Source organism: Streptomyces tailanensis, from assembly GCF_008386495.1.
Lineage (GTDB): Bacteria > Actinomycetota > Actinomycetes > Streptomycetales > Streptomycetaceae > Streptomyces > Streptomyces tailanensis.
The window spans coordinates 116045-128288 of sequence record NZ_VTHJ01000001.1 but is presented as its reverse complement, the minus strand read 5'-3'; the positions used below and the strand labels follow the sequence as shown (position 1 = coordinate 128288).

The following is a 12244-nucleotide window of genomic DNA, read 5'->3' as shown; positions in this document are numbered from 1 at the left end:
GCGGACTTCTCAGAAACGGTACTGCTGCTCGTCGTACCCGTTCCCGCCGTTGCCGTTCTGCTCCTGCGGATACGGCTGCTCCGGCGGGAGCCGATTACCGAACGCGTCGAACGAGTCGTCGGTGTTGCGCTGTTGCGGGACCCAGACACCGCCGGGCGGGGTGTCGCCGTAGCCGCCGTTGCCGTACTGGTCCTGGCCGTAGCCCTGTTGACCGTACGACTGCTGGCCGTAGGACGGGTCGTCGTAGGAGGAGGAGGTGGCGTCGTAGGTCTGCGTACCGTTGTACGGGTCGGAGTAGGCGGAGTACTGCTGCTGGGCGGCGTCGTAGCCGTAACTCTGCTGGTCGTAGCCGTAGTAGGCGAAGGCCTCGTCCTGGGACTGCTCGGACTGCTGTGGCTGTGGGGCGCCCGCACAGGCGTTGTCGTCGCCGTAGACGCCGTAGGTGCTGGTGTCGTCGGGCAGGGGCTGCGGGGAGTACACGGCCGTGCTCTCGGCCGCGGAGGGGCTGAACTGCGGGCGGACGAACACATCGTCGTCGCGGTCGTCCTCGAACGGAGCCTCGCCGCCCTGGCGGTACGTTCCGCCGGCGGTGGTCCGCAGGTCGGAGACCTCCAGGGTCGGCTCCTGGTACTCCGGCTCGCCGCGGCGCCGCTTCTTGCCGATCTTGGCACCCTTGCCGCTCTCGCCGTCACCGTCACCGTCACCGGACCGCGGGCGGACCGCCCAACCCGCCTCGAAGCCACGGCGGAACGAGAGCGTCACAAAGGTCTGTCCGGCCGCGAACCCGGCCGCGCCCAGCGCGATGACCCACACCGAGGGGATGAGCACGCCGAGGACGACACCGAGGAAACCGACGAAGGCGAGCAGCCGCCAGCGCAGCCGCGCCTTGTACTGCAGCAACACCTCGCCCAGCAGCCACAACGCGACGACGCCGAACGCGATGTAGAGGACCGTCCAGCCCATGTACGCCCCTCTCCCTGTGGCCGCTACGCAGTGTGTCGTACGCAAGTGCGACCGGTCTAGGCCCTCGGTGGGTGGTGCAGGCCCAGGTTCTCGTAAATTTCCAGTGTCGCTGTGGAGTTGTTCAGAGTGATGAAGTGAAGTCCGGGGACTCCCTCGTCCAGCAGCCTCGCGCAGAACTCCGTAGCGAACTCGATACCAATGGAGCGTACAGCGGCCGGATTGTCTTTGGCTGTGACGATCCGCTCTTTCAGGGCGTCCGGGATGGCGGCGTTGCTGAGTTGGGGCAACCGTTCCAGCATCTTCACGCTGGTGACCGGCATGACCTCGGGAATGACAGGGGTTTCACAGCCGGCGTTCGCGACCGCGTCCCTCAGACGCAGATACGAGTCCGAGTGGAAGAACATCTGCGTGATCGCGTAGTCGGCGCCGGCCCGGCACTTGTCGACGAAGCGCGCCACGTCGCTGTCCCAGTCCGGGGAGCGCGGGTGCATCTCCGGGAAGGCCGCGACGCCGACGCAGAAGTCGCCGGACTCCTTGATGAGTTGGACGAGTTCGGCGGCGTACGTCAGGCCCTGCGGATGCGGGACCCACTCGCCCATGGGGTCGCCGGGCGGGTCGCCGCGGACCGCGAGCATGTTGCGGATACCGGCGTCGGCGTACTGGCCGATGATGTTGCGCAGCTCGGCGATGGAGTGGTTGACCGCGGTGAGGTGGGCGACCGGGGTGAGTGTGGTGTCGGCGGCGATCTGCTCGGTCGCCTTGACCGTGCCGGCCCGGGTGGAGCCGCCCGCTCCGTAAGTCACGGAGACGAAGCTGGGTGCCACCGCCTCGACCCTGCGGAGGGCGTTCCACAGGTTCCGCTCGCCCTTCTCGGTCTTGGGCGCCCAGAACTCGAAGGAGTACGTGGTCTTGCCCGTGGCGAGCATGTCGCGCACAGTGCGTGCGCGATCAGTCCTGGTGGAGGCGGTTCCTAGGGCCATACCGGCAGGTTAGTCAGGTCGGACCGGTCCCCCAACCAGAGCAGGACCTTTTGTCCGTTTCGCCGACCTCTTGTCCACCCCTTGGACACTGCTGGAGGGCGCGGAGGCGCTTGGCGAACTCGGCGGCCGCGGCTCCCGGGTCGTCGGCCTCCGTGATCGCGCGGACGACGACGGCACGGCGGGCGCCCGCCTCGACGACCTCGTCGAGGTTGCCGAGGTCGATGCCGCCGATGGCGAACCAGGGGCGGTCGGTGGCCAGGGCAGCGGTGTAACGCACGAGGTCCAGGCCGGGGGCGGGACGGCCGGGCTTGGTGGGGGTGGGCCAGCAGGGGCCCGTGCAGAAGTAGTCCACGCCTTCCTGGACGGCGGCGGCCGCGGCCTCCTCCTCGGAGTGCGTGGAGCGGCCGATGAGGACGTCGTCGCCGAGGATCGCGCGGGCGGCGGGGACCGGGAGGTCTCCCTGGCCGAGGTGCAGGACGGCGGCGCCGGACGGGTGCGCGGCGCGGGAGGCGTGCGCCACGTCGGCCCGGTCGTTCACCGCGAGGAGCTTGCCGTGCTCGCGGCACTTGTCGGCGAACACCTCCAGGTGCGCCAGCTCCTCCGCCGCCTCCATGCCCTTGTCACGCAGCTGCACGATGTCCACGCCGTTGCTCAGGACCGCGTCCAGGAACTCCGGGAAGTCGCCCTGGCGGGTGCGGGCGTCCGTGCAGAGGTAGAGCCGGGCGTCGGCGAGCCGGTCGGCGGCGTTGGGCATGCGAAATCCCCCGTTGGCGGTGCGATGGCGGTGCGGCGTACGGACCTCGACCCCCGCGGGCCCGGGGTCCGTACGCCGCACAGGCGGTTGTTCTGATGTTTTCAGGTGCTCAGGCGCTTCGGATCAGACGGCGAGCGCCTGCGCGCGGCGCTTCACCTCCGTGCCGCGATTCTCGCTCAGGGCCTGGGCCGGGGTGCCGGGCAGGCTCGGGTCGGGGGTGAAAAGCCACTCCAGCATCTCTTCGTCGGTGAAGCCGTCGTCCCTCAGCAGCGTCAGGGTGCCGGACAGGCCCTTGACGACCTTGTCCCCGTCGATGAAGGCGGCGGGGACGTGCAGCGCGCGGTTCTCACCACGGCGTACGGCGATGAGCTGGCCCTCCTTGACCAGCTGCCGAACGCGCGTCACCTCGACGTCGAGCATCTCTGCGATGTCGGGGAGCGTCAGCCACGCGGGGACGAGAGCATCGATCTTTGCGTCAATCTCGGTCACGTCACCAAGACTGCCATCTGGGACTGACAGTGGGTAGCCGAGACGCCTCCGGCGGGGCGGACAGGGGTCCCGGCGGGACCGACAGCGGGTCTCGGCCGGGGCGGTCACGCCGCGGCTGTCTTCAGGGGTCTCGCCGGGTCCGCGAGGAGTTCCGGGTTCATTCGGGTGCCCGCTTCGATCAGGCGGCGGCCCTGGGCCAGGTCTCTCGGGCGGCCTACGGCCAGGAGGGCGATCAGGCGGGTCTCGCGGAGCCAGCAGACCGTCCAGGCGGCGCCCGCGGGGTCGCCGCGCCAGATCAGGGTGTCGGCGGAGGCGTGGTGGCCGGCGTACTGGACGAAGCGGCCGAACTGCTCCGACCAGAAGTACGGGACGGGGTCGTACGGCTCGGGGGTCTCGCCGACGATGTTCGCGGCGACCGTGCGGGGGCCCTGGAGGGCGTTGTCCCAGTGGTGGACCAGGAGGCGTTCGCCGTAGCGGCCCGACGGGAAGGAGACGCAGTCGCCGACGGCGTAGATGTCCGGTGCGGAGGTACGCAGGTGGTCGTCGGCCACCACCTCGCCATAGGCGCCGAGCTCGATTCCGGAGCCCTTCAGCCAGGCCGTGGCCGGGCGGGCGCCGACGCCGACGACCACCGCTCCGGCCGGGATCCGGGAGCCGTCGTCCAGGACCACCGATCCGGACTCGACGCGCTCCACGCGCGCGTGCGTACGCAGTGTGGTCCCGCCGGCCGCGTACCAGGCGGTCATCGGCGCGGCCACCTCCGCGGGCAGCGCCCCCGCGAGCGGGCGGTCGGCCGCCTCGACGACGGTGACCGCGCAGCCCGCCTCCCGCGCGGCGGTCGCGAACTCCGCGCCGATCCAGCCCGCGCCCACGACGACGATGTCGTGCTGCCGGGCCAGTACGGGCCGCAGCCGCTCGGCGTCGTCCAGTGTGCGCAGCAGATGCACGCCGGGCACGCCCTCCGTACCCGGCAGCCGGATCGGTTCCGCACCGGTGGCGAGGACCAGGAGGTCGTACGGGACGGGTCCGGCGGCCGTGTCGAGTTCGTGGTCGCCGGGGCGTACGCCCAGCACCTCGCGGCCCAGTCGCAGTTCGATGCCGAGCGCTTCGAAGTCGACGTCGAAGGCGGAGCCCTCGGCCTTGCCGAGCAGCACGGCCTTGGACAGCGGCGGCCGGTCGTACGGCTGGTGCGGCTCGGCGCCGATCAGCGTCACGTCGCCGGCGAAGCCCTGCTCCCGCAGGGCGACCGCGGTCTGCACCCCGGCCATACCCGCGCCCACGACGACGACCCGCCGTGCGGTCCGTCCCGGTGCCTGCGTCTGCTCGCTCACCTGATCACCATAGACACTGACGAATGGTCAGTCAGTGGTCGTGCCACGTGAACTCCTGCACACCCTCACCGGCCTCGTCGACCTGCTCCACCACACTCGTCCCGCTGCCCGGCTGCGACTCCCACTCCCAGGTCTCCTCCAGGCGGACCCGCCCGTCGGGCAGTTCGACGACGAGAGACACACAGTGCCCGGAAGAGGTGGTCCCGTCCGTCTTCAGCTGCACGTACCGGAAGTCCAGCCGGTCCCCCGCGCGCGTACCGACCAGATGACCGCGTACGACGTCGCCGCCCGCGTACTCGGCCCAGATCTCGCCGTCCTTCTCGTGGTACGCGAACCGGGTGCGGGTGCCGACCTGACCTGGAGCCTGGTCCGCGACGGGGGCGAGGACGAGACCGTCGAGCGAGCGGACCATGGGCGGAGGCTCCCTTACTGAGGCAAACGGCAGAGGCTAGGGTGGGCCACCGTAGAGCACTCGCGGGAGCCCGGACGCACCGGGCTGAGAGGGAGGCTGGCGGCCTCCGACCGTACGAACCTGATCCGGGTCATGCCGGCGAAGGGAGGGGCTGGACGCCCATGTCGCGTACGCACACATCAGGCACGTCGGACGTCCTCGTCGTGGGGGGCGGGATCATCGGGCTCGTCACGGCATGGCGGGCCGCGCAGCGCGGGTTCACCACGGCCGTGGTGGATCCCGAGCCCGGTGGCGGGGCCGCGCGGGTGGCCGCCGGGATGCTCGCCGCGGTCACCGAGCTGCACTACGGCGAGCAGACGCTGCTGGGGCTCAACCTGGAGTCCGCGCGCCGCTACCCGGACTTCGCGGCCGAGCTGACCGAGGCGACGGGCCTGGACCTCGGCTACCGCCGGTCCGGCACGCTCGCGGTGGCGCGGGACGCCGACGACCGCGCCCATCTGCGTGAACTGCACGCCCTGCAGCGCCGGTCGGGCCTCGCGTCGGAGTGGCTGAACGGTCGTGACTGCCGCCGTCTGGAGCCGATGCTGGCGCCGGGCGTGCGGGGCGGGCTGCGGGTCGACGGCGACCACCAGATCGACCCGAGGCGGCTCGCCAGGGCCCTCGTGACGGCCTGCGAGCGCGCCGGGGTCTCCTTCCGCCGGGCCTGGGCCGAGGAGCTCTCTGTGGCCCGGGAGCGGGCGGCCGGGGTGCGCACCGCGGACGGCACTCTGCTGGCCGCCGGGCAGGTCGTCCTCGCCGCGGGCAGCCTCAGCGGACGGCTCGCGGGCGTGCCGGACGAGGTGCTGCCACCGGTACGGCCGGTGAAGGGGCAGGTGCTGCGGCTGACCGTGCCGAAGCGGTACGCGCCCTTCCTGAGCCGCACAGTGCGCGCGCTGGTCCGCGGCAGCCACGTCTACCTGGTGCCGCGCGAGAACGGCGAACTCGTCGTCGGCGCGACCAGCGAGGAACTCGGCTGGGACACGACGGTCACCGCGGGCGGGGTGTACGAGCTGCTGCGCGACGCCCATGAACTCGTCCCCGGGATCACCGAACTCCCGCTCACCGAGACCCGCGCGGGACTGCGCCCCGGCTCCCCCGACAACGCGCCGCTCCTGGGGCCCACCGCCCTCGACGGCCTCCTCCTGGCGACCGGCCACTACCGCAACGGCGTGCTCCTCACCCCGGTCACCGGCGACGTCATGGCGCAGGTGCTGACCACCGGGGAACTCCCGGAGGAGGCCCGCGACTTCACGCCGCTGCGGTTCCAGGGCAGCGGGTCACAGGGACTCGGGAACCTCAGGGAACTCACGGAGCAGCCCGCATGAGCGCGATGGACACGACCCACGTCATGACCGTCTTCGTCAACGGGGAACGGCGGCAGGTTGCTCCGGGCACCGCCCTCGACGCGCTCGTTTCGACGCTCACCGCGTCTCCCTCCGGGGTTGCCGCCGCGCTCAACGAAACCGTCGTCCCGCGCGCGCAGTGGCCGTCGACCGTCCTCTCCGAGGGGGACCGGGTCGAGGTCCTCACCGCCGTCCAAGGAGGCTGACCCATGGCAGACGATCCCTTCGTCCTCGGCGGTACGACCTACTCGTCCCGCCTGATCATGGGCACGGGCGGCGCGCCCAGCCTCGATGTCCTGGAGCGTGCCCTCGCCGCCTCCGGTACGGAGCTGACGACGGTCGCCATGCGCCGGGTGAACGCCTCCGTGCACGGCTCGGTGCTGTCCGTGCTCGACAAGCTGGGCATCCGGGTGCTGCCCAACACGGCCGGCTGCTTCACCGCGGGCGAGGCCGTGCTCACGGCGCGGCTCGCACGCGAGGCCCTTGGCACGGATCTGGTCAAACTTGAAGTCATCGCCGACGAGCGCACGCTGCTGCCCGATCCGATCGAGTTGCTGGACGCCGCCGAGACGCTGGTCGACGACGGGTTCACCGTGCTGCCGTACACAAACGACGATCCCGTCCTCGCGCGGAAGCTGGAGGATGTCGGGTGCGCGGCGATCATGCCGCTCGGGTCGCCCATCGGGTCCGGGCTCGGGATCCGTAATCCGCACAACTTCCAGCTGATCGTCGAGCACGCGCGCGTGCCGGTGATTCTGGACGCGGGGGCCGGTACGGCGTCGGATGTCGCGCTCGCGATGGAGTTGGGGTGTGCGGGGGTGATGCTCGCGTCCGCCGTGACCCGGGCGCAGGAGCCGGTGCTCATGGCCGAGGGGATGCGGCATGCGGTGGAGGCGGGGCGGCTGGCGTACCGGGCGGGGCGGATTCCTCGGCGGCACTTCGCGGAGGCTTCGTCTCCGAGTGAGGGGATGGCCCGGTTGGATCCGGAGCGGCCGGCGTTCTGAGTTTGGTTAGCCCCCGCCGCCCCTACCCGTCCCTCCCCCATCCAGGGGCGCTGCCCCCACCCACCGCAGCCGCCAACGAACCGCACCCACCGAGTTCCTGGGCACCCGGCACCACCGCGGAGCGCCGGTCACAGGTCTGCTGCAGTCCGTCTCGCCGGGCGCAGAACCCGGCGGGGTGTCCGTGGCGGCTCGTACACTCACCTGCGTGGACACGACCCTTCAGGACCCGCTTGTCGGCCATGTGCTCGACGGCCGGTATCGAGTCGAGGCGCGGATCGCGGTCGGCGGGATGGCCACGGTCTATCGGGCCGTGGACACCCGCCTCGACCGCGTGCTCGCGCTCAAGGTGATGCATCCGACGCTGGCGGCCGACGGCTCGTTCGTCGAGCGGTTCATCCGTGAGGCCAAATCGGTGGCGCGGTTGTCGCATCCGAATGTGGTGGGGGTCTTCGACCAGGGCACCGACGGGTCGTACGTCTACCTCGCGATGGAGTACGTCGCCGGCTGCACGCTGCGGGATGTGCTGCGCGAGCGTGGGGCTCTGCAGCCGCGGGCCGCGCTCGACATCCTGGAGCCGGTGCTCGCCGCGCTCGGGGCCGCGCATCGTGCCGGGTTCGTGCACCGGGACATGAAGCCGGAGAACGTGCTCATAGGAGACGACGGCCGGGTCAAGGTCGCCGACTTCGGGCTCGTACGGGCCGTGGACACCGTCACGAGCACCACGGGCGCTGTCCTCGGCACCGTCTCCTACCTCGCCCCGGAGCAGCTGGAGCACGGCACCACGGACACCCGTGTGGACGTGTACGCGTGCGGGGTGATGCTCTACGAGATGCTCACCGGCGGTAAGCCGCACTCCGGGGACTCCCCCGCCCAGGTGCTCTACCACGCCCTGAACGACGACGTGCCGCCGCCGTCGGCCGCCGTGCCGGGGCTGCCGTACGAGCTGGACGAGCTGGTCGCCTCGGCGACGGCGCGCAACCCCGAGCTGCGGCCGTACGACGCGGTCGCGCTGCTCGCCCGGACGCGTCAGGCGCGGTCCGCGTTGAACGACGCGCAGTTGGACTCGGTGCCACCGCAGGCGATAGCCGGGGGGCACGACAACGCCGAGGACCGGACGAGTGTCATTCCGCGCTCGTTGTCCCTGCCCGGGACGGGGGCGGCGGGGCCTGAACAGCTGAACCGCACAAGCCGGTTGGAGACGCCCGCGCCGCCGTCCCGGCGGGCTCGTACGCGCGGCTCTGTGACGCCCCGGCGCGGGCTGCTCGCGATCGTCGCCGCCGTGCTGCTCGTCCTCGGGGTGGGCGGAGGTGTCTGGTACATCAACTCGGGGCAGTTCACGAGGGTCCCGGCGGTGCTGAACGTGTCCGAGTCGGCCGCGGAGAAGCGGATCGAGGGCGCCGGGCTCGACGTCGACATCAAGCGTGAGTTCAGCGACACCGTGAAGCGCGGCCGGGTGATCCGTACCGATCCGGGGCCCAGGGAGCGGATCCGGGACAACGACACCGTGACCCTGACGATCTCCAAGGGCCCGGAGATCGTGAAGGTGCCCGATCTGGAGGGCTACCGGCTGGACCTGGCGAAGACCCGGCTGAAGAACGACGGGCTCGAACCGGGCCTGGTGACACGGGAGTTCAGCGAGGACGTCATCCGGGGCCAGGTGATCCGTACCGAGCCGGGTGTCGGCACCGAGGCCTCCTCGGGCTCGGCCGTCGCGCTCGTGGTCAGCCGGGGTGCCCCGGTGGAGGTCCCCGAGGTGTCCGGCTCCTCGGTCGAGGACGCCACCGCCCTGCTGGAGCGGGAAGGTCTGAAGGTGAAGATCGCCGTGGAGCAGGTCAACTCGGAGTTCGACAAGGGGCTGGTCGCCGAGCATTCGCCGGGTGCGGGCGAGCAGGCCGGCGAGGGCGACACCGTCACCCTGACGATCTCCAAGGGGCCCGAGATGGTCGAGGTCCCGGACGTCGTGGGCGACAGCGTCGACGAGGCCACCCAGAAGCTCCAGGACGCGGGCTTCGAGGTCGAGGAGGATCGAGGTCTGCTCGGCCTCTTCGGGGACGAGGTCAAGGGACAGTCGGTGACCGGCGGCGAGAAGGCGGCCAAGGGTTCGACGATCACGATCGAGATCGGCTGACGGACAGCGAACCCGCTCGGACAGCACCGAGACGGGCAGACCTACACAGCTGACACCGGCACCGGCGGGCTTGGCCGGTCGGCACAGGCGCGGCGGGCCAAGCCAGACAGCACCGGCACCGGCACCGGCCGACCAAGCCAGTCAGCACCACCGCCGGCAGACCGACGCGGACGGACGGACACGGCTGACAGGCGCCTGACCGGCGCCGGTCAGGGCTCGGGGCGCCCTCGGCATCCGCCGGCCGGGTGTCCCGGGTCGCATGACACCCTGGTGCGGTGAGTACTCAGCAGTCCCCCGGCCTGTCCGGCCCCTCCGGCACCCTCCCCCGCCCCTCCCGCAATCCCGTCGGCGGTCATGTGCCTGTCGCCGGTGGTCTGAACTCCGTCGGGCTCACGTACGCCCGTGATCTGAAGGCCGAGGCCGTGCAGGTCTTCGTCGCCAACCCGCGCGGCTGGGCGACGCCCGCCGGAAACCCGCGCCAGGACGAGGAGTTCCGCGCGGCCTGTGCCACCGAGTCGATCCCGGCGTACGTCCACGCCCCGTACCTGATCAATTTCGGCTCGCACACCGAGGCGACGGTGGAGAAGTCGGTGGAGTCGCTGCGGCACTCATTGCGCCGGGGCCGGGAGATCGGCGCGCTGGGGGTGGTCGTGCACACCGGGAGCGCGACGGGCGGCCGCGAGCGGTCGGTGGCGCTGAAGCAGGTCCGCGCGTACATGCTGCCGCTGCTGGACGAGCTGACGCACGACGACGACCCGTATCTGCTCCTGGAGTCGACCGCCGGCCAGGGCTCCTCCCTGTGCTCCCGCACCTGGGACTTCGGCCCCTACTTCGAGGCACTCGACGCCCACCCCAAGCTCGGCGTCTGCCTGGACACCTGCCACATCTTCGCCGCGGGCCACGACCTGACCGGGCCCGACGGCATGCACGAGACCCTCGACCTGCTGGTCGACACCGTCGGCGAGGGACGCCTCAAGCTGATCCACGCCAACGACTCCAAGGACATCGTCGGCGCCCACAAGGACCGCCACGAGAACATCGGCTCCGGCCACATCGGCGAGGACCCCTTCCGCGCCCTCATGACCCACCCCGCCACCGAGGGCGTCCCCCTGATCATCGAGACGCCCGGCGGCAAGCAGGGCCACGCGGCGGACGTGGAGCGACTGAAGAAGCTGCGGGACGGCTGACCTCGCCGACGACACCCACATCGGCATCAGGCGTCAGAGCTCAGGCCCGTCCCCCGGCTCCTCCTGGTACGAGTAGCGCTGTTCCCGCCATGGGTCGCCGATGTTGTGGTAGCCGCGTTCTTCCCAGAAGCCGCGGCGGTCGGTGGTCATGTACTCGATGCCCCGGACCCATTTGGGGCCCTTCCAGGCGTACAGATGTGGGACGACGAGGCGGAGGGGGAAGCCGTGTTCGGCGGTGAGGAGTTCGCCGTCCTTGTGGGTGGCGAAGATCGTGCGGTCGGAGATGAAGTCGTCGAGGCGGAGGTTGGAGCTGAAGCCGTACTCGGCCCACACCATCACATGGGTGACCTCGGCGGCCGGCGGCGCGATCTCCACGATCGTACGGGCCGGAATGCCGCCCCACTCGGCGCCGATCATGCTGAACTTCGTCACGCAGTGCAGGTCCGCCACGACCGAGGCGTACGGCAGAGCGGTGAACTCCTCGTGGGTCCAGGAGTGTTTCTCGCCGTCGGCGGTGGCGCCGAAGACCCGGAAGTCCCATCGCTCGGGGCGGAACTTGGGGACGGGGCCGTAGTGCGTGACCGGCCAGCCGCGCTGGAGTCGCTGTCCCGGCGGAAGCTGCGGCTGTGCCGCGTTCCCGGAGTTCTCAGAGCCGCGATCTCCTGATTCGCGTTCCACCGGCTGACCCATGACTCCATCCTGACAGACCCCGAGTGGTGCACATGACCAGGGTCGCCCCGACTCGGACAAAACAAACTAAGGCTGCACTTACTTACTAAGCCAGCACTTACTGGACGATCTTCGGCGGCGGTGAAATCATCGCGGCGCAACCTCCCAGTCCCCCGCTTGGAAGGAGCCTCTGCGATGCAGGGCGACCCCGAGGTCATCGAATTCCTCAACGAGCAGCTGACCGCCGAGCTGACGGCGATCAACCAGTACTTCCTGCACGCGAAGATGCAGGAGAACTTCGGCTGGACGAAGCTCGCCAAGTACACGCGGCACGAGTCCTTCGACGAGATGAAGCACGCGGAGGTGCTCACCGACCGGATCCTGTTCCTGGAGGGGCTGCCGAACTACCAGCGGCTCTTCCATGTCCGTGTCGGCCAGACGGTCAAGGAGATGTTCGAGGCCGACCGGCAGATCGAGGTCGAGGCGATCGACCGTCTCCGGCGCGGCGTCGAGGTGATGCGCGACAAGGGCGACATCACCTCCGCGAACATCTTCGAGTCGATCCTCAAGGACGAGGAGCACCACATCGACTACCTGGACACCCAGCTGGAGCTGCTGGAGAAGCTCGGCGAGGCGCTGTACATCGCGCAGCTGGTCGAGCAGCCGGAGAGCTGAGCGGGCTGAGCTACGCCGCTTCCTCAAGCTCGGTGAGAACCGGCTCACCCCGGTCGGCCAGGTCCCGGCGCGGGCACGCGCCCCTGCCCAGGATCGCCTGTATGCGGCGTACGCACGAGCCGCAGTCGGTGCCCGCCTTGCAGGCCGACGCGATCTGGCGAGGGGTGCAGGCACCGTCCGCCGCGTGCTTCTTGACCTGCTGCTCGGTGATGCCGAAGCAACTGCAGACGTACACGCGGTTCACCTCCGCCGGGATCGATAAGTGGTGCC

Annotated in this window: 14 protein-coding genes and 1 riboswitch; of the genes, 6 read left to right on the top strand and 8 right to left on the bottom strand. The window is 70.5% G+C overall.

The window, feature by feature from the left end:
- Positions 1–9: 9 nt before the first annotated feature.
- From F3T56_RS00585 to F3T56_RS00560, 6 genes are all read right to left on the bottom strand, one after another.
- Positions 10–963, bottom strand: coding sequence for an SCO2102 family sporulation regulator (locus F3T56_RS00585; protein WP_149822631.1), 954 nt, complete (start codon positions 961–963; stop codon positions 10–12).
- 56 nt (positions 964–1019) lie between these two features.
- Complete coding sequence (gene metF, locus F3T56_RS00580; protein WP_149822630.1) at positions 1020–1943, bottom strand: methylenetetrahydrofolate reductase [NAD(P)H]; 924 nt, start codon at positions 1941–1943, stop codon at positions 1020–1022.
- A gap of 13 nt (positions 1944–1956) precedes the next feature.
- Positions 1957–2697, bottom strand: a complete 741-nt coding sequence (thiE, locus tag F3T56_RS00575; RefSeq protein WP_246203309.1) for a thiamine phosphate synthase — start codon at positions 2695–2697, stop codon at positions 1957–1959.
- A 123-nt stretch (positions 2698–2820) separates the two neighbouring features.
- Complete coding sequence (locus F3T56_RS00570) at positions 2821–3186, bottom strand: Rv2175c family DNA-binding protein (RefSeq protein WP_149822629.1); 366 nt, start codon at positions 3184–3186, stop codon at positions 2821–2823.
- A 104-nt stretch (positions 3187–3290) separates the two neighbouring features.
- Positions 3291–4517, bottom strand: a complete 1227-nt coding sequence (locus F3T56_RS00565) for an NAD(P)/FAD-dependent oxidoreductase (RefSeq protein ID WP_149822628.1) — start codon at positions 4515–4517, stop codon at positions 3291–3293.
- A 31-nt stretch (positions 4518–4548) separates the two neighbouring features.
- Entirely contained in the window at positions 4549–4929 is a 381-nt protein-coding gene (locus F3T56_RS00560; RefSeq protein WP_149822627.1) for an avidin-fold protein, read from the bottom strand.
- A gap of 52 nt (positions 4930–4981) precedes the next feature.
- Positions 4982–5093, top strand: a riboswitch (TPP riboswitch).
- Here F3T56_RS00560 and thiO point away from each other — a divergent pair.
- From thiO to F3T56_RS00535, 5 genes are all read left to right on the top strand, one after another.
- Complete coding sequence (thiO, locus tag F3T56_RS00555) at positions 5091–6293, top strand: glycine oxidase ThiO (protein ID WP_149822626.1); 1203 nt, start codon at positions 5091–5093, stop codon at positions 6291–6293. (Overlaps the previous riboswitch by 3 nt.)
- 23 nt (positions 6294–6316) lie before the next feature.
- The gene (gene thiS, locus F3T56_RS00550; RefSeq protein WP_149822872.1) at positions 6317–6517 is read left to right on the top strand and encodes a sulfur carrier protein ThiS; all 201 of its coding nucleotides are present in this window, start codon (positions 6317–6319) and stop codon (positions 6515–6517) included.
- A 3-nt stretch (positions 6518–6520) separates the two neighbouring features.
- Positions 6521–7315, top strand: a complete 795-nt coding sequence (locus F3T56_RS00545) for a thiazole synthase (RefSeq protein ID WP_149822625.1) — start codon at positions 6521–6523, stop codon at positions 7313–7315.
- A gap of 205 nt (positions 7316–7520) precedes the next feature.
- On the top strand, positions 7521–9443 hold the full coding sequence (gene pknB, locus F3T56_RS00540) for a Stk1 family PASTA domain-containing Ser/Thr kinase (protein WP_172638745.1): 1923 nt from the start codon (positions 7521–7523) through the stop codon (positions 9441–9443).
- 275 nt (positions 9444–9718) lie between these two features.
- Entirely contained in the window at positions 9719–10630 is a 912-nt protein-coding gene (locus F3T56_RS00535) for a deoxyribonuclease IV (protein ID WP_149822623.1), read from the top strand.
- Positions 10631–10663: 33 nt separating this feature from the next.
- On the opposite strand, the gene F3T56_RS00530 is transcribed toward F3T56_RS00535, so the two are convergent.
- Entirely contained in the window at positions 10664–11320 is a 657-nt protein-coding gene (locus F3T56_RS00530; protein ID WP_149822622.1) for a sulfite oxidase-like oxidoreductase, read from the bottom strand.
- A gap of 174 nt (positions 11321–11494) precedes the next feature.
- Between F3T56_RS00530 and bfr the strand changes: the two genes are divergently transcribed.
- Positions 11495–11974, top strand: coding sequence for a bacterioferritin (gene bfr, locus F3T56_RS00525; RefSeq protein ID WP_149822621.1), 480 nt, complete (start codon positions 11495–11497; stop codon positions 11972–11974).
- 10 nt (positions 11975–11984) lie between these two features.
- Here bfr and F3T56_RS00520 read toward each other — a convergent pair whose 3' ends face one another.
- The gene (locus tag F3T56_RS00520; protein WP_149822620.1) at positions 11985–12218 is read right to left on the bottom strand and encodes a (2Fe-2S)-binding protein; all 234 of its coding nucleotides are present in this window, start codon (positions 12216–12218) and stop codon (positions 11985–11987) included.
- Positions 12219–12244: the final 26 nt, after the last annotated feature.